14 protein-coding genes are annotated in these 16,024 nt (G+C 69.9%); all 14 read left to right on the top strand.

Annotated elements, in window-relative coordinates:
* Positions 1 to 11: 11 nt before the first annotated feature.
* The 14 genes from O7553_RS02320 to cydD all read left to right on the top strand — a co-directional run bounded on the left by O7553_RS02320 (position 12) and on the right by cydD (position 16,010).
* Entirely contained in the window at positions 12 to 1,031 is a 1,020-nt protein-coding gene (locus O7553_RS02320) for a sugar transferase (RefSeq protein ID WP_281553242.1), read from the top strand.
* Positions 1,024 to 2,628 (top strand): oligosaccharide flippase family protein, encoded by a 1,605-nt coding sequence (locus O7553_RS02315; RefSeq protein WP_281553241.1) that lies wholly within the window; start codon positions 1,024 to 1,026, stop codon positions 2,626 to 2,628. The genes O7553_RS02320 and O7553_RS02315 overlap by 8 nt, the downstream gene beginning before the upstream one ends.
* Positions 2,625 to 3,458, top strand: coding sequence for a class I SAM-dependent methyltransferase (locus tag O7553_RS02310; protein ID WP_281553240.1), 834 nt, complete (start codon positions 2,625 to 2,627; stop codon positions 3,456 to 3,458). Before O7553_RS02315 ends, O7553_RS02310 begins: the two co-directional genes overlap by 4 nt.
* Positions 3,459 to 3,469: 11 nt before the next feature.
* Entirely contained in the window at positions 3,470 to 4,312 is an 843-nt protein-coding gene (locus O7553_RS02305; RefSeq protein ID WP_281553239.1) for a class I SAM-dependent methyltransferase, read from the top strand.
* Positions 4,309 to 5,655 (top strand): glycosyltransferase family 2 protein, encoded by a 1,347-nt coding sequence (locus tag O7553_RS02300; protein WP_281553238.1) that lies wholly within the window; start codon positions 4,309 to 4,311, stop codon positions 5,653 to 5,655. The genes O7553_RS02305 and O7553_RS02300 overlap by 4 nt, the downstream gene beginning before the upstream one ends.
* Positions 5,656 to 5,743: 88 nt before the next feature.
* Positions 5,744 to 6,877 carry a glycosyltransferase gene (locus tag O7553_RS02295; RefSeq protein WP_281553237.1) on the top strand — a complete coding sequence of 378 codons (1,134 nt, stop codon included), beginning with the start codon at positions 5,744 to 5,746 and terminating at the stop codon, positions 6,875 to 6,877.
* Positions 6,874 to 8,151 (top strand): O-antigen ligase family protein, encoded by a 1,278-nt coding sequence (locus O7553_RS02290; RefSeq protein WP_281553236.1) that lies wholly within the window; start codon positions 6,874 to 6,876, stop codon positions 8,149 to 8,151. The genes O7553_RS02295 and O7553_RS02290 overlap by 4 nt, the downstream gene beginning before the upstream one ends.
* Positions 8,148 to 9,110, top strand: coding sequence for a glycosyltransferase family 2 protein (locus O7553_RS02285; RefSeq protein ID WP_281553235.1), 963 nt, complete (start codon positions 8,148 to 8,150; stop codon positions 9,108 to 9,110). Before O7553_RS02290 ends, O7553_RS02285 begins: the two co-directional genes overlap by 4 nt.
* 263 nt (positions 9,111 to 9,373) lie before the next feature.
* Positions 9,374 to 10,333: a glycosyltransferase family 4 protein gene (locus O7553_RS02280; RefSeq protein WP_281553234.1), complete on the top strand. Its 960-nt coding sequence runs from the start codon at positions 9,374 to 9,376 to the stop codon at positions 10,331 to 10,333.
* Positions 10,330 to 11,787 carry a hypothetical protein gene (locus O7553_RS02275; protein ID WP_281553233.1) on the top strand — a complete coding sequence of 486 codons (1,458 nt, stop codon included), beginning with the start codon at positions 10,330 to 10,332 and terminating at the stop codon, positions 11,785 to 11,787. Before O7553_RS02280 ends, O7553_RS02275 begins: the two co-directional genes overlap by 4 nt.
* A gap of 106 nt (positions 11,788 to 11,893) precedes the next feature.
* A complete protein-coding gene (locus O7553_RS02270) occupies positions 11,894 to 12,760 on the top strand; it encodes a TylF/MycF family methyltransferase (RefSeq protein ID WP_281553232.1) in 867 nt (288 codons plus the stop codon).
* Between the two features lie 118 nt (positions 12,761 to 12,878).
* A complete protein-coding gene (locus tag O7553_RS02265; protein WP_281553231.1) occupies positions 12,879 to 13,259 on the top strand; it encodes a BlaI/MecI/CopY family transcriptional regulator in 381 nt (126 codons plus the stop codon).
* Positions 13,260 to 13,266: 7 nt separating this feature from the next.
* Entirely contained in the window at positions 13,267 to 14,229 is a 963-nt protein-coding gene (locus O7553_RS02260; protein ID WP_281553230.1) for a M56 family metallopeptidase, read from the top strand.
* Positions 14,226 to 16,010 carry a thiol reductant ABC exporter subunit CydD gene (cydD, locus tag O7553_RS02255; RefSeq protein WP_281553229.1) on the top strand — a complete coding sequence of 595 codons (1,785 nt, stop codon included), beginning with the start codon at positions 14,226 to 14,228 and terminating at the stop codon, positions 16,008 to 16,010. Before O7553_RS02260 ends, cydD begins: the two co-directional genes overlap by 4 nt.
* The last annotated feature ends 14 nt before the right edge of the window (positions 16,011 to 16,024 follow it).

Here is a 16,024-nt window from a genome sequence, read left to right as displayed (position 1 = left end):
GGAGTACACGCATGCCGAGTCACGCGGACGCGTCGGCGCCGGCTTCCGTCCTGCCTGGCGCCGATCGGCGGGTCGCACCCCGGATGCCGAACGGTGGAGCTGGCCGTCGGCACTCCAGCAGCCCGGACGGGAGCCGGGGCGGAAGGGTCCTGGTCCTAGAGAACGATGGGCCCGAGAGCCCGGCGGACCGGCTCGACGAGGAGTTCGACGTCGCGCTCCGCCTGCGCGGACCGGTAGACCTGGAGGCACTGCCAGCCGTACTCGCTCAATACCAGCCAAAGCTGCTGCTGCTGAAGCAATCCCTCGACGCCGCCGATGCACGGCTGATCGCCGCCTGTCGCGCCCACCGGGTGCCGATCCTCGTGCTCGCCCGCCCGGTGTACGGACTCCTCCGGCCGGCCCGCCTGCGGAGGTACGGCGGCCTGCCCTGGTTCCAACTGCGTTCCGGTCCATTGACGACGGCAGACAGGTGGGCGAAAAGAGGACTCGACCTCGCCTTGATCTTGCTCGCGGCGCCCCTGCTCATCCCCCTGCTGCTACTCGTCGGGCTGGCGGTGGCCGTGACCGGCCCGCCACTGTACGTACAGACCAGAGTAGGTGCCGGTGGTCGGCTCTTCCGACTGGTCAAATTCCGAACGATGCACGTCGACGCCGAGTCCGCCACAGGGCCGACGTTGGCCGCTGCCGACGACGAGCGGATCACCAGACTCGGCCGATTGCTCCGGCGTACCCGCCTCGACGAGCTCCCGCAGTTGTGGAACGTCCTCCGGGGGGAGATGAGTTTGGTGGGGCCGCGGCCCGAACGGCCCGAGTTCGTCGGTGAGCTGTGCCGGCTCCAGCACTACCACCTGCGTCACCTCATCCGACCAGGGCTGACCGGCATCGCGCAGCTGACCGGCGGTTATGCAGCGACGGCTGAGGACAAACTTCGGTGTGACCTGCTGTACCTGCACTGCCGGTCACTGCGGCTGGACCTGGGTCTGCTCCTGCTCACCATCGTGGAACTCTGCCGGGGATTCCCCCGTGGTTAGCCTGTCGACCCGGACCGGCCACCGGGTGGCCCGCAACACCGCCAGTCTGCTGGGCGGTCGACTGATCGTCACCGCAGTCGGGCTGGTGACGCTGCCCCTGGTGTATCGGCACCTCGGCAGCCAGGAGTTCGGTGTCTGGGTGTTGCTCTGCGCAGTCGTCGCCGTCCTGGCCATCATCGACCTGGGCCTCGGCTCAGCGATGGTACGTGAAGTCGCGCGGGACGACGGCGACTCGTCGTCCCGGCGACTACATGCGACGCTGGCCCTCGGGCTGGTCTGGGCGGTGTGCCTCACCGTACTGGCAACGGCCCTACTGACCGTTTCCTGGCCCTGGGTCGCTCGGTTGTTGCAGCTGAGTGAGCTCGCCGGTGAGGCACGCCGAGCGATGTTGTGGTTGCTGTTGTCACTGTTCCTCGGCGGCGTCGAACTGCCATGGCGCGCGGTTCTGGAGGGCACCCAGCGACACGGCGCGGCGGCCTGGATCGGTGCCGGAGCCGCGCTGGTGGGCGGTGTGCTGACGGTCGGTCTGTTGCGAATCGGCGGTGGGCTGGTAGGCCTGGCCGCCGTCACCGCCCTGGCCAGCGGCCTGCGGACCGGACTGACTATCCTGACCGCCCACCGGTACTGCCCGGGCTACACCCCGCGGGTTCCCGACATCCGCCGCGAGGATCTGCGCGTCGTCCGCGGCTACGGCCTCCGGGTGCAGGCCACGAGCGCCTCGGGTGTGGTCAACACGGAGCTCGATCGGTTCGTACTGAGTGGCTTCTTCACCCCGGCCACCGCAGGGCACTTCGACCTGGGTGCCCGGCTGCTGAACCTGCTCCGACTCCCCCCGGGGTTCGCGCTCCTCGCGCTCTTTCCGGTCGCTGTCGCGGGCGCGGCCAACCCTGGCTGGCTCAACCGGTTCTACCTGCGCACGACGTGGCGTCTCGCCGTCTTTCTGGCACCGTGCACCGCTGCCGTCGTGGTGGCCGCCGACCCGCTGGTCCGACTCTGGATCGGCGCCCAGGTGCCCTGGGCGGCGACGAACCTCGCGGTACTGGCTCCCGCGTACGCGGTCAACCTGGTGCTCGGCGCGGCGACGATCGTGGCCCGGGCAGAGGGACGCCCGGGCCTCGAGACGCGGTACGTCATGCTGTCGGTCCTGCTCAACCTTGGTGCGACGGTCCCCCTCATCTGGTTGTACGGCCCGGTCGGCGTACCGCTCGCCACCGCGGCCGCGATCCTGCTCTCGTCGGGCTATTTTCTGTGGCACTTCCACCGCAGCACGGCTCGGCCGCTGACGCCGATACTACGAATCCTCGGCTGGACGGCCACCGCCACCGCCGTCGCGGCGGCCGTCGGCGGCCTCGTGTCGCCGCACCTGCCGGACGGCGACGGACGGCTGGGCGCTGCGCTCGCGGTCTGCTGCAGAACCGGAATCACGATACTGGTCTCGGCGCTCCTGGTGGCCGGCGTTCGGTTGATCCGGCCCACGATCGCCGGTCGCGCACCAGGTCCGGCGGACCGCGCGGCGGCCCAGGTGCATCCATGTGTCGATGCGGAGATTGCCGTTCGCACCGGAGCGCCGTTGACCGACGAAGTTGGCAGCCGATGAGCCCCCGTCGCGCCTACTGCCTGGTCTGCGGTCCGGGACCGACCGACAAAACCATCCTCGGAGGACGGCTGCGGCAATGTCTGGCCTGCGGCTTCGCCTGGACGGTCGGCGCAGCCGATCCGACACCGGACCTCTACGACGACACGTACTTCGAAGGCGGCGGCTACGAGGACTACTTCCTGCCGGGTCCGCGCCGGTTCGAAGCCAGCCGGCGGTTGCGCTGGCTGCGCTCCACGGTCCGGCCGCAGTCCCTGCTAGAGGTCGGACCAGCTGGCGGGTTCTTCCTGGAAGCTGCCCGCAGGTGCGGTATCGACGTGTACGGCGTCGAGGTCTCCCCGGCGGCGACCCGTTACGCCCGCGACCGCCTCAATCTGCCAGTTCAGCAGGGCAGCTTCGAATCCGCGACGCTACCCGACCGAGTCGACGCGGTCTGTGCCTTCCACGTACTCGAACACGTCACGGATCCCTGGCAGTTCCTGCGTGCTGCACGGGCGGCGCTGCGTCCCAGGGGCGCATTGGTGCTCGAGGTTCCCAACATCGCCTCGGCGGCGGCCCGGCTGCTCGGCGAGCAATGGCCCGGGTTGCAGCCCGAGTACCACCGTTGGCACTTCACCCCCGGCTCGCTGGCGCATCTGGTGACGATGGCCGGGTTCCGGGTGCTCCGGCAGGACACCACGGTGTTCCGCTACTACATGCCGCTCCGGTATCAGCTACGGCACGCCCACCGGCTGCTGCCATCGGACTGGTCGGCGACCCGCTCGCTGCGGCTGGTCCATCCACGACAGGGCGACCTGGTCCGTCTGGTGGCGAAAGCGACGGACGGCGAGTGACAGGAGAATCGATGAGATCTGCGGAGAAGGTCGCCACCGGCTGCCTGCTGTGCGGCGACGGCTCGGGCGGTCGACCCGTCACGGACGGGCTGCTCCGGCGCTGCGACACCTGCCAGTTCGTCTGGACGGCCAGCGACCTGCCGCCACCCGAGCAGTTGTACGACCGCGCCTACTACGAGACCGACGGATACCAGGACTACTTCACGTCCGCCGGACAACGACGTTACGAGTCCGCCCGGCGACTACGCTGGCTGCGGTCACGGGTTCGCCCAGCGACCCTGCTGGAGGCGGGGTCGGCTGGTGGCTACTTCCTGCGGGCCGCCCGCGACGCCGGCATCGACGCCCGTGGCGTCGAGGTGTCGGACGCCGCCGCCAGCTTCGCCCGGGAGCAACTGGGTGTGCCGGTACGCACGGACCGGTTCGAGGATCATGGGCCAGGCGCCCCGGTCGATGCGGTCTGCGCCTTTCACGTACTCGAACACGTGACCGATCCGCGACGGTTCCTGGCGGCGGCCCGGGCTGCGCTGCGACCGGACGGCTGGCTGGCGTTGGAGGTGCCCAACATCGCTTCGGCGGCCGCGCGCAGGCTCGGTAGCGCGTGGCCGGCGATCGCCCCCGACTACCACCGTTGGCACTTCACGCCGCACTCGCTCGCCCGGCTGCTGGCCGAGTCCGGCTTCCGGGTGGTCGGTCAGGACACGGTCTTCTCCCGCTTCTACTGGCGGGCTCCGGCTCGCCTGCGGCAGGCCCGCAACCTGGTGGTCGCCGACTTCGCGGCCTGTCGATCGCTGCAAGTCAGTCACCCGACCCTCGGCGACCTGCTGCGGGTCTTCGCGCGCAGGGAGGACCGATGAGCAGCGTGGACCTGTCGATCCTGCTGGTCAGCTGGAACACCCGGGATGAGACGCGGGCATGCCTCGAGTCGCTGCCCACCGGGATCCACGGGGACCTACGTTTCGAGATCGTCGCCGTCGACAACGGCTCGTGCGACGGGTCGGCCGAGCTACTGGCCGACCATCCCCAGGTACGGCTGCTGCGCAACGAGCACAACGTCGGGTTCGCCGCCGCCGTCAACCAGGCCTACCGGCAGGCCCGAGGCGCGCTGATCCTGCTACTCAACAGCGATGTCCGGTTTCACCCGGGCGCGTTGAGCACAATGATCGAGCATCTGCGACAGCATCCCGAGGCTGCCGGGGTCAGTCCGCTGTACCTGAATCCGGACGGGACCTTCCAGCAGCACTATGTCAATCTGCCGAGTTTCACTGCCACGATCGCTCTGGTCACCGCGCTACGCAAGCTCCCGGTCTTCCGGCAGGCACTGCACAGATTTCAGATGCGCGGAGAGGACTTCAGCCGACCCCGGTTGCTGGCCTCCGGCAGTTGCATGCTGCTGAGGAGGCAGGTGCTGCCGACGGATCACATCTTCGACGAACGGTTTCCGATCTACTGGAACGACGCCGTGCTCGCCCGAACGTTGCGCGACGCCGGCCGCCAGTTGTGGATGATCCCACACGCGGTGGTGACACACAGTAGAGGCGCCTCGTGCCGCCGGCTCGGACCGACCATCCGGCAGCGCCATCTACTCGGCAGCCTGGTCGGCTACCTGTCCCTGACCGAACCGCGATACAAGCTGGCCATCTTCCGCGCGGTGGCGCTCGTCGATCACGGTGTGAAACGGCTCTTTGGCCGGCCCGTGCCGCTGGGGCTTAGCGATCTACGAGCGGCGCTAGGCGGCGACGTCGGCCCGCTGCCTGATGGTGACATCCGGGACTGGTGGGTGATCGTCGACTCGGGGCGGTCCGGGGCAGCTGCCGGCTCCCCTCCGTCAGGCACGGCGACCGCAGCCCTGGTGACGGAGGCGAGCCGGTTGGGGGACAAGCGGGTCTTGCTGCTGCACGCGGAGCCCGCCGCACGGGCACGCTGGCGGTTGACGGTTCAGACGCAGGACCAGTCCGTCTGGTCCGCAGACCTTCCGTCGGCGCTGCCGTTCGGCAGGTACGTCCGTTGGATCGATCGGCTCAATCTGCGTGTCGGCGCCGGCCGGCTACGCCGCTGGCTGGACCGGCAGGCCGGCGCCCGGGTGCTGTACCTGACCGACGATCGCGCGACCGCGGTGATCGGATACCTCGGCGAGGATGAGGTACGCAGTGTCTCGTCGTCGTCCCTTCCGGCGGTGGCGGAACCAGCTCATGTCTAGGCCTGGTCACCCGGTCCGCTCGTCGTCCCGGCCATCCCGGTCCACCGCTACGCCACAACCGCGGCGGCACCGTACCGGCGACACCGATGTGTCACGACGCCCCACCGACGTCGGCAGCGGGTGGGTGGTGATGTTCAGCGCTACGCCATGGCGCGGCGGAGCCCACCGCCAGCACGCGTTGGCCCGTCAGATCGCGGTAGACCGGCGGGTGCTCTACGTGGATCCCCCTGGCCAGCTACCGAGTTGGCGGATGTCGGTCACCCCGGTCGAGCACAACCTGTGGCGCGCCGAGGTGCCCGTCCTTCTACCCCTCGGCCGACAGCTGCCCCCGGCCAACCTGGTCAACCGCCGATGCGGCGCGTCACTCATCCGTCGATGGTTGGACGACCGGCCGGGTCACCGGTTGCTGTGGATCGACGAGGACCTGGCCGCGACGGTCGCCGGGCGCTTGGGAGAGCTGGCTGTCGTCTACGACGCGACGGATCTGGACTGGACGTTCACCCGGCGGTGGAACCGATGGCACCTACGGCGGGCACTGCGCAGTGCGCTGGCCGCCGCCGATGTGGTGTTGGCCTCGTCGTCGGCGCTGCCCACGCGGCTACCCACCGGGCAGCGGTCGGTGGTGGTACTGCCGAACGGCTGTGACCCGGACAGGTTCCATCCAGCCGGGCCGGTCTCCTCGTGGCTGGCCCGGCTGCCCCGTCCGGTGCTGGGCTACGTCGGTGCGGTCGACACTCGGGCGTTCGACGCCGACCTGGTGGCACAGCTGGCAACGGAGCACCCAGAGTGGACCTTCGTACTCGCCGGTCCGACGACCCGGAGCGGCCGGACTCCGCTCGCGAGGCTGCCCAACATCGTCCTCACCGGTCCGGTTCCCTTCACGGACGTCCCCGCGATCCTGCGCGGCTGTGACGTGACGATCATCCCCTACCGGGTCGGCGGGCTGATCGACTACGTGCATCCCAAGAAGTGCTACGAGTATCTCGCGACAGGCAAACCCGTCGTCGCCACACCGCTACCAGCGCTGCGTGGCATCGGCGCTCCGATCCGGCTGGCGGCGGGGCCGCAGCAGTTCGGCGCTGCGGTCGAAGAGGCGTTGCAGACGGCGAACGGTCCGGCCGAGGTGTCACTACGCCGGTCCGTCGCGGTCGACAACAGCTGGGCGGTACGGGGTGCCCAGTTGCGTGCCCTGCTCACAGATCTGGCCGGGCCGCCACGATGAGACCGGCGTACAGCTTGTGGACCGCGCCGCTGCCGATGGTGTTCGCCGCGACCGTCGTCGGAGCACTGGCCGTCTCGCCTGGCCTCCTCGGTACCGTCCTGGCAGCTTCGGCTGTCTGCTGTGCGGCGTTCGTACTCTGGCCGTGGGCGGTGCTCCCAGTCGCCATCATCGGCGGCACGATCGCCGGCGCAACCGTCGGTGGCGGCGACGTCGCCACGATCGTCGCGATGCACGCGGCCGCACTCGGTGCCGGAGGGCTCGCACTACTGATCCGGGTGCTGATCCGAGTGGAGAAGATCCGGCGTACGACTGCGGACCTGCCGATGCTGGGTCTCACGCTGTTGGTGCTGCTGGCGGCGGTGTACGGCCTCTCGCTCGGCAACCCACCCCGGGACGTCCTGGTCGGTGCCTACCAGATCGCGGTCATTCCGGTCTACTTCTGGATCGCGGCCCAGACGCTGGGCGACCTGAGACGGCTGCGCGCAGCCGCCATTCTCTACCTGGTGCCGACCGTGGCACTCACACTGACTGCGCTGGCCACAGCGAACCAGACCGGTGGCCTGATCGCGCTACTCGCCGTACCACCGCTGATCGTCCTGGCCGGGCTCGCCGAAGGTTGGAGCCGGGCCGGCTTCGCCTTGCTCGCCGGGTTACTCCTCGCCGATGTCGCCATGTCGATGTACCGGGCGCTGTGGTTGGCCGCGGCAGTCGCTCTCGCGGTGATGCTGGTCTGGGGCGGACGCACCCTACGTCGTGGCATGGCGGCGACGGTCGCCGTCGCCGTCGCAGGTGTCGCGTTCCTGGCCCTGGGGTCGAACCTTGCCAACCACGTCGACGTGGTGGCCCTTGAACTGCAGGAGTCGTCGGGCTACCGGGGCCCCGAGTCCGCTGTCGGGATGAACGTCTTCGCGGAGCGCCCTTTCACCGGTGGTGGGCTGGGGCAGTCGGTGCGAAACATCTACCTACCAGACTTCGCTCGAGATGATGTCGGCCCGGTCTACCACGCCTTCTACGTGACCGTCCTGGCGAACATCGGAATCCTCGGCCTCATCGTCGTGCTATGGCCACTTTACCGCACAATACGGAACGGATTTCTGTACGGTAACGGCATAGCGTTCGGGTTCGCCGCGCTCACCTGTGGGTTTCTTGTCGGAGCAGCATTCGCCGGACCGACGGCGGGCCACTGGGAACTCGGCCTGTTGCCAGCTCTGACAATGACCACGGGCTCCGCCGATTCACCCCAGCCGACCGTCCCCGAGGAGGTGAGGACATGACCGAGTCAAACGCGACCGCGGTGATCGTGACGCACAACTCGCAAGATCATATTCGCGCCACCCTGACGGAACTGGCGAGAAGCCGACTGCCGGTCATCGTGGTGGACAATTCATCCAGCGACTCCACAGTAGCGATCGTACGATCAGAGTTTCCCGAGGTGACACTGCAGGCGAACATCGTCAACGTCGGGTTCGCGACTGCCGTCAATCAGGCGGTCACGACCGTCCGGACTGATGTCGTACTGCTGGTGAACCCGGACTGCATCTGCCCTTCCGCTACGGTGGACGCCCTCCTCACTGCCTTGCGTGACCACCCTCGGGCCGGAATCGTAGGGCCGCGCATTCGCCGCCCGGACGGACAGATAGCCATTAGTGCGCACCCGTTCGAATCGTTGGCCACGGTCGTTGCGTCCCGGTTCGGCGGCAATCTGCTACCGGTGCAGCTACGCCGGTTGGTGTCCGGGCGAACCCGCCGGGCGGCGTACGACGCGTGCTGGGGCACGGGCGGCCCGGTCTCCGTCGACTGGATCTCCGGCGCGTGCATGGCCGTGCGCGTCCACTTGCTGCGGCGAGTCGGCGGCCTCGACGAGGGTTACTTCCTCTACTACGAGGACGAGGAGCTGTGCCTCCAGGCATGGCGCAACGACGTCGCGGTCCTGTACCTGCCGTCCGCAGAGGCGATGCATGTGGGCGGCGGCAGCAGCAGTGCCGACCCCGCCCGCACCTGGCCGCACCTGTACCGGAGCATGCTGCGCTTCTTCGCGCTCCACCGACCTGCGACGCTCGCGGCTCTCCGTGCCGTGGTGCTGCTGCGCGCGATGCTCGGTATTGGTATCGCCGGGATGCGGTTGCCCATCCAACCTCGAACCGGAGCGGCCCGCGCTCGAGCCTGGTCAGAGATTTCACGGATCGCGTTGTCCAGCCGGCCGGAGACTTCGTGGAGGAAAAAGTGCACGTGATGGTCACCGTCGTCGGCGCACGGACGGAACACTGGATCGAATTATTCGCCGCCCTGGCGAATCGCCCTGACGTCACGGTCACGGTTGTCGCGGCCGATGTTTCCAAGCTGACCCGGACCGAACTCGACCTGGTGTCCCGCAGATCCCCCAGGTTCCGGTACCACGTCGTTCCCCACCTGTTAGGGGAAGGCCGGACCGGGCACATGGCATCGGTCCTCTTCCGGACTGACGTTAGCCGATTTGTGGAGCATCCTCCGGATGTCGTGCACATCATCGGTGAGGCCGCCTACCTGTCGACCTGGCAAGTGATCCGTTCCTGCCGGCGACGCTGGCCGGGTGTACCGGTCTCGCTCTACGCCGCGCAGAACATCGTTATCAGGTTCCCGGCACCCTTTCCCACCATCGAGCGCTACTCCTACCGTCAGGTCGATCACATGTTCCCGATCACCCCGGCGGCGCTCTACGTCCTTCGAGTCAAGGGATACTCCGGCAGCGCTTCGGTCGTGCCGCTGGGCGTCGACCCGGAACTGTTCCGGCCAGAACCGGCCGGGGACGTGAACCGCCGCTTCACCGTTGGTTTCGTCGGTCGGCTCGAACACCACAAGGGTATCGCCGATCTGCTGCGCGCGGCCGAGTCGGTCGACTGTGACGTGGCGTTCATCGGCGCAGGAGCCCTCCGGCACCTGGTCGAGCAGGCGATCGAGAACCGACCAGGGCGAATCGTGCTGCATTCCTGGGCAGATCACCATGACCTGCCCGGCCACCTCAATCGGATGGATGCCCTGGCGCTGCCCTCCATCGAGGTCGTGCAGCGCAACGTCCTGCCGTGGGTGGGCATACCGCTACGCGAACAGTTCGGCCGGGTACTTGTCGAGGCGATGGCCTGTGGCACACCGGTGGTCGGCAGCGACGTCGGCGAGATACCACACGTGATCGGCGATGCCGGCCTGACCTTCACCGCTGGCGACTGGGTCGGTCTTGCCAATTGTCTCTCCCGACTCCGGGACGATCCGGAGCTCGCAGCCAGGCTGTCCGCCAACGGACTGGCCCGAGTCAACCGGCTGTTCAGCTGGGAGAGCATCGCCGACGCGATGTGCGATGTGTGGAACGGGCTTCGCGACGCCGGGGACCGGCGCTCGGCGACGAGCCTGCCCCGACACCGCAGGGAACCGCAACGTACGCCGCGTACCACCGCAGCGCAGCAGTTGGAGGCGAACCCATGACCCGATGGTCCCGTGGCCGGTCGACAGTCCGTGCCGTCGCCCGGCTCGCCGGGCTTCCGGCCTTCGGACTGTGCCTCGGGCTGCTCGCCGCGCAGTTGGTCACCCAGTGGACCCCGCCCACCTATCAGGCGTCGGCTTCGCTGCTGATCAGCGCGAAGGCCGACGGGGAGGTTGCCGGCCAGGAGACAGCGTCGATCACTCTCGCGCAGAGCCTGGCGCCGACGATCGCCCGGATGGCCGAGACGCGCGAGGTCGCGACCAGGGCCGCCGACAGTTTGCGGTTGCCGGCGGACGAGGTCGTCGGGCAGGTGACCGGACAGTTCGAGCCCGGCATGCAGATTGTCACCGTGGCGGCGGCCGCCCGGTCGGCCGACCGGGCGGCCGGGATCGCAAACGAAGCCGCGGCGGCGGTGATCGGGCGGCTCGCTGACTTCGCGCTCGCGGAGCAGATTCAGGTCGATGCGCGGGTACTGGACCGGGCCACTGCGCCGGCCCGGCCGGTCCTACCGAAACCCACGCTGAACAGCGCGCTGGGTGCGATAGCTGGCCTGCTCGTCGGCCTCGGCCTGGCGACCGCCCGCAATCGATTCGACAACCGGCTGCGCGATGTTCAGGCCGTGGACGCCCAGCTGGGTCTACCGGTGCTGGCGGTCTTCCCGCAACTGCCGCGACGCTTCGTGCCGCGACATGTCCGGATGCTGCGACACGGTGCGGCTACCGTGGCAGCGGACGCCCTGGTCGCAGGCCTCAGCGTCTTCGTCGATTCGCTGCCGGGCCGGCGGATCTTGGTCACCAGCGCCCGACACGACGACGGGAAGGCCATGGTGGCCGCCCTGCTGGCCCTTCGGATCGCCGGCGGCCGCGACGACGTGACTCTCGTCGAAGCTCAGACCGCCGACCAAGGTGACCCGCAGCCGGTTGCCGACCGCATCCTCCTGAGCTTCATGGAACGCACCTTCGGCCGCCAGCCGGCGACCGGGCCTGTTCCCACCGTCGTCGGTGCGGACCTGGCGGGCCAGTGGTCGACCGGCGGGCAGCTCGACGAGACCATCGGTCGCAAGGACGACGACCTGGTGGTGCACGCGCCGCCGGTCCTGACCGGAACCACGGCGGCCACGCTCGCCAGAAGGGTCGACGCCGTCGTGCTGGTGGTCCGGCGAGGTGACACCGACGCGGCCGACGCCAGGCAGGCCTCGATGCTGATGCGGCATCTTGGTGTGCCGTTCGTCGGTGTCGTCGTCGTTGACGGCGCGGCCATGCTGTCCCACCGGTTGTCCGGTCGCCCCGACCGAATCGCGGCCCCGGGCTCCGACGGCGGCCGGCACCGGCGGCCGGATCCGCCGGCTGGCGCCGAGACTCCGGCCGCTGCCGCCACGCCGACGGCAACGGCTCCTCGAGCGACGCAGTCCGCAGCACTGACCGGCGCTACACAATCAGCGATTCGCGCCGAATAGCGGCCATTCGATGCCGGTCAGTAGTAACGTGTTTCAGCAGATGGTGGCCACCGGCATCCGTACGGCCAATCTTGATTGATGAAACCACTTCTCAGAAGGAGTTCAGATGAGCGTCATTCCGGCCCTAGACCCGGAACCCACCGTCACCGCCGCCGGCGACCCACGCGCCTTGTACCTGGACCTCATGAAGCGCGCCCTGACAAGGTACGCCTTCGGCGAATCATGGATCCGTTACCACCCGCGCCGCAATTCATTGCGCAGCACCCTGCTCCGTCAGGGTCAGCGGCTACTCAACCGGCGAGACATGGACATCGTGGTGCGATTCCCGTTCGACGCGGACGAACGCGCGAACGGCCGCGACTGGCCCCCCGAAGCCGAGACGATGATCGGCCTACGGCGACTCGACAACCTTGAACGATGTGTGACTGAGGTGATCAGGAACCAGGTTCCTGGAGACCTGATCGAGACCGGGGTGTGGCGCGGTGGCGCCTGCATCTTCATGCGCGCGCTACTCAAGGCGTACGGGGAAACCGATCGCGTGGTCTGGGTAGCCGACTCATTTCGAGGGCTGCCCCGACCGGATCCCGATCGACTCGAGGATGTAGAGGACGCCCTCTGGAAAGAGCCGTTCCTCGCAGTGCCGCTGGACCGGGTCCAGGCGAATTTCCGCCGGTACGGCCTGCTTGACGACCAGGTCCGGTTCCTGCCGGGATGGTTCGAGGAGACGTTGCCGACGGCCGACGTCGACCGGGTCGCTGTCATGCGACTCGACGGAGACCTGTACGACTCGACGATGGTGGCGCTCGACTCGCTGTATCCGAAGCTCTCCGCCGGCGGCTACGTCATCGTCGATGACTATCACGCCGTACGCGGCTGTCGTCAGGCGGTCGACGACTTCCGGCGCGCTCATGGCATCGACGACGAGCTCCACCAGGTCGACTGGACGTGCCGGTACTGGCGCAAACCGGCCTAGAACTCACCCGTCGGGTGCTCCGACGCCGATACCAACCGGTACCGACCGGAAAGGCCGGCGAGCCGAGGCAGCCAGGTATCGCGGTCCGCACGTCTACTACGGGCGATAGGATCGCGAGGTGACGCGACTGGGTGACCTCGAACGCGCGGTGATGGACGTGCTGTGGGACCGCGACCCGGCAGCCGGTCCGGTCACCGTCCGCGACGTCGCCGAAACCCTGCAGGACCGCGACCTGGCGTACACGACGGTGATGACGGTGCTGGACCGGCTCGCCGGCAAGGGCATGGTCAGTCGGGAGCGCGCCGGCCGGGCGTGGCACTACCAGCCGGCGGCCAGCCGTGAGGCGTACATCGCCCAGTTGATGCTCGACGCGCTGGACCTGGCCGGCAGCCGGGACGCGGCCCTGGTCCGATTCGCCAGATCGGTCACCGGCACCGAAGCCGAAGTGCTCCGGGCCGCGCTCACCGACCAGGCGCAGGCGGCGGACCGGCGGAGTTGACGCTGCCATGGCCTACGGCGCGCACTTCGCCGCGGTGATCCTCGCCTGCTATCTGACCGCCCAGGCGTTGACCCGCTCGGTCTGGTTCGGCCCCGGCTGGACCTGGCGCAGCCCTCGGGTGGCGATCCTCTGCTGGCAGGCGCTCGGTCTGGCGGTCGGGCTGGCCGCGATCGGCGTTCCGCTGGCGGTCGGGCTCGCCCCGTACGGCACCGGGCCGGGCCGCGCCACCGGCCTGTTCGTCGGCGACCTCGCCGCCGGGGTGACCAGCCTGGCCACCGGACACGGCTGGCCGGCGGGCGGCTTCCCGGCCGGGCTGGGGCCGGTCCGGCTGGCGCTGGTCGGCCTCGCCGCCGCGATCGCCACCGTCCTGCTCGGATCCACCGTACGCAGCCTGCTCGCCGCCGTACGGGTCCAGCGCCGGCACCGGGACCTGCTCGCACTGGTCGGCCGCGCCGATCCGGCCGCACCGGGCGCACTGGTGCTCGACCACCCGGGGGCGGCCGCCTACTGCCTGCCCGGGGTTCGGCCGACCGTGGTGGTCAGCGCCGGCACGCTCGACCTGCTCGGCCCCGGCGAGCTCGCCGCCGTGCTCAGCCACGAGCGGGCGCACGCCGACGAACGGCACGACCTGGTACTGCTGCCGTTCACCGCGCTGTGCCGGGCGCTGCCCCGGGTGCGTTGGCTGCGGGCGGCGCACGACGCGGTCGCCCTGCTGGTCGAGATGCGCGCCGACGACAAGGCCCGGCGTCAGCACGCCGACGAGCCGCTCGCCACCGCGCTGCGTCGGTTCGCCAGCGCCGGTAGCCGGATCACCCCGGCCGGTGCGCTCGGCGCCGCCGACCTGGAGCTCGACGCCCGGGTGCAGCGGCTGCTGCTCGCCGGTCCGGCACCCCGGCTGCGGCCGGCGGCCGCGAGTGTGGTCGCCGCCGCGCTGCTCCTGCTGCCCGCGTCGCTGTACCTCAGCTGGTGAGCACCGTCACCGCACCGGCCGACCGGGCCGGTCGCCGCCGGCCGTTCGATCCACGGCTGGTACGCCAGGTGCCGGCGGTGCGGGTACGGCTCGCCCTGCTCGGCGTGCTCGGCGTGGTCGCCGCCGGCCTGATCATCGCCCAGGCCACCACGCTGGCGCTGGTGCTGGCCGCGGCCGCCGGTGGCGAGCTGGACCGTGCCGCGCTCGTCGGTTTCGTCCTGGCGGTCACCGGCCGCGCCGCGCTGCTCTGGGCGCAGGGTTACCTCGCCGCCGACGCCGCAGCCGTGGTCAAGGCGCAGTTGCGGGCGGACCTGCTGGCCGCGATCCACCGACGTGGCCCCGCCTGGTTGTCCGGTCAGCGCGCCGGCCAGCTCGCCACCCTGACCGGTCGGGGCGTCGACGCGCTCGACGGCTACTTCACCGGCTACCTGCCGCAGCTGGTGCTGAGCGTGACCGTGCCGGTGGCGGTGCTCGCCCGGCTGGCGTTCGCCGACTGGAGCTCCGCGTTGATCGTCGCGGTCACCCTGCCGCTGATCCCGGTCTTCGGCGCGCTGCTGGGCTGGCACGCGCAGGCCGCGACCGAACGGCAGTGGCGGCGGTTGGCCCAGCTCGGCGGCCACTTCCTGGACATGGTGGCGGGGTTGGCGACGCTGCGGGCCTTCGGCCGGCAGCGGGCGCAGGCCGAGGTGGTACGCCGGATGGCCGACCGGCACCGGGTCGCCACCATGGGTACGCTGCGCATCGCCTTCCTCTCCGGGCTGGTTCTGGAGCTGGTAGCCACCTTGGCGGTGGCGCTGGTCGCGGTGCCGATCGGACTGCGGCTGCTCACCGGTGGAATGGCGCTGTCCACCGCGTTGCTGGTGCTGCTGCTCACCCCGGAGGCGTACCTGCCGCTGCGCACCGCGGGCAGCCGGTTCCACGCCAGCATGGAGGGTCTCACCGTGCTCGACGAGGCGCTCACGCTGATCGGCGAGGACGATCCGGCGCGCGACGTCAGCGGCATAGATCCGGCCCGCGACGCCGACGGCGATCCGGCCCGCGACGCCGCCGACGGCGCGGGCAGGTGGGCGGGCCGAGCGACACCGGCGGTCGTCGGGTCGCCGCCGGCGGAGATCAGGTTCGAGTCGGTCACCGTGGCCTACCCCCGGACCACAGCGCTGCGGGACGTCGACCTGACGATCCGGGCCGGCGAACGGATCGCCGTGATCGGTCCCAGCGGAGCCGGCAAGAGCACCCTGCTGCATCTGCTGCTCGGCTTCGTCACGCCGACCGCCGGCCGGATCACCGTCGACGGGGTCGACCTCGCCGAACTCGACATCGAGCAGTGGCGGCTACGGCTCGCCTGGGTGCCCCAACACGCGCACCTGTTCGCCGCCTCGCTCGCCGACAACATCGCGCTGGGCGCGCCGGACGCCGACCCGGACGAGCTGTCGGCGGCGGTACGCGCCGCCGCGCTCACCGATGTGGTGGCGGCGCTGCCCGACGGGCTGGCCACCCGGCTCGGCGAACGGGGCCACGGGCTGTCCAGCGGGCAGCGCCAACGTGTCGCGTTGGCCCGCGCCTTCCTCCGGGACGCGCCGGTGGTCCTGCTCGACGAGCCGACCGCCCGGCTGGATGGCGCCTCGGAGGCGGCGGTCCTGGCCGGGTCACGGCAGCTGGTCACCGGTCGGACCGCGTTGATCGTGGCGCACCGGCCGGCGCTGCTCGACGGCGTCGAGCGGGTCGTCCGGCTGGACGCCGGCCGGATCACCGGACGCGACCTCGAGGCGGCCGCCCCGTGACCGGCGTGCGGCCG

This window comes from Solwaraspora sp. WMMA2059, from assembly GCF_027497315.1.
GTDB lineage: Bacteria > Actinomycetota > Actinomycetes > Mycobacteriales > Micromonosporaceae > Micromonospora_E.
The sequence above is the reverse complement of the archived record's forward strand: the minus strand, read 5'-3'. Positions and strand labels throughout refer to the sequence as shown.

Bases quoted from the DNA above. Each gene is read 5' to 3' on its own strand.
- O7553_RS02320 (WP_281553242.1), top strand. From the start codon at position 12: ATGCCGAGTCACGCGGACGCGTCGGCGCCGGCTTCCGTCCTGCCTGGC.
- O7553_RS02310 (WP_281553240.1), top strand. From the start codon at position 2,625: ATGAGCCCCCGTCGCGCCTACTGCCTGGTCTGCGGTCCGGGACCGACC.
- O7553_RS02305 (WP_281553239.1), top strand. From the start codon at position 3,470: ATGAGATCTGCGGAGAAGGTCGCCACCGGCTGCCTGCTGTGCGGCGAC.
- O7553_RS02300 (WP_281553238.1), top strand. From the start codon at position 4,309: ATGAGCAGCGTGGACCTGTCGATCCTGCTGGTCAGCTGGAACACCCGG.
- O7553_RS02290 (WP_281553236.1), top strand. From the start codon at position 6,874: ATGAGACCGGCGTACAGCTTGTGGACCGCGCCGCTGCCGATGGTGTTC.
- O7553_RS02285 (WP_281553235.1), top strand. From the start codon at position 8,148: ATGACCGAGTCAAACGCGACCGCGGTGATCGTGACGCACAACTCGCAA.
- O7553_RS02275 (WP_281553233.1), top strand. From the start codon at position 10,330: ATGACCCGATGGTCCCGTGGCCGGTCGACAGTCCGTGCCGTCGCCCGG.
- O7553_RS02270 (WP_281553232.1), top strand. From the start codon at position 11,894: ATGAGCGTCATTCCGGCCCTAGACCCGGAACCCACCGTCACCGCCGCC.
- O7553_RS02260 (WP_281553230.1), top strand. From the start codon at position 13,267: ATGGCCTACGGCGCGCACTTCGCCGCGGTGATCCTCGCCTGCTATCTG.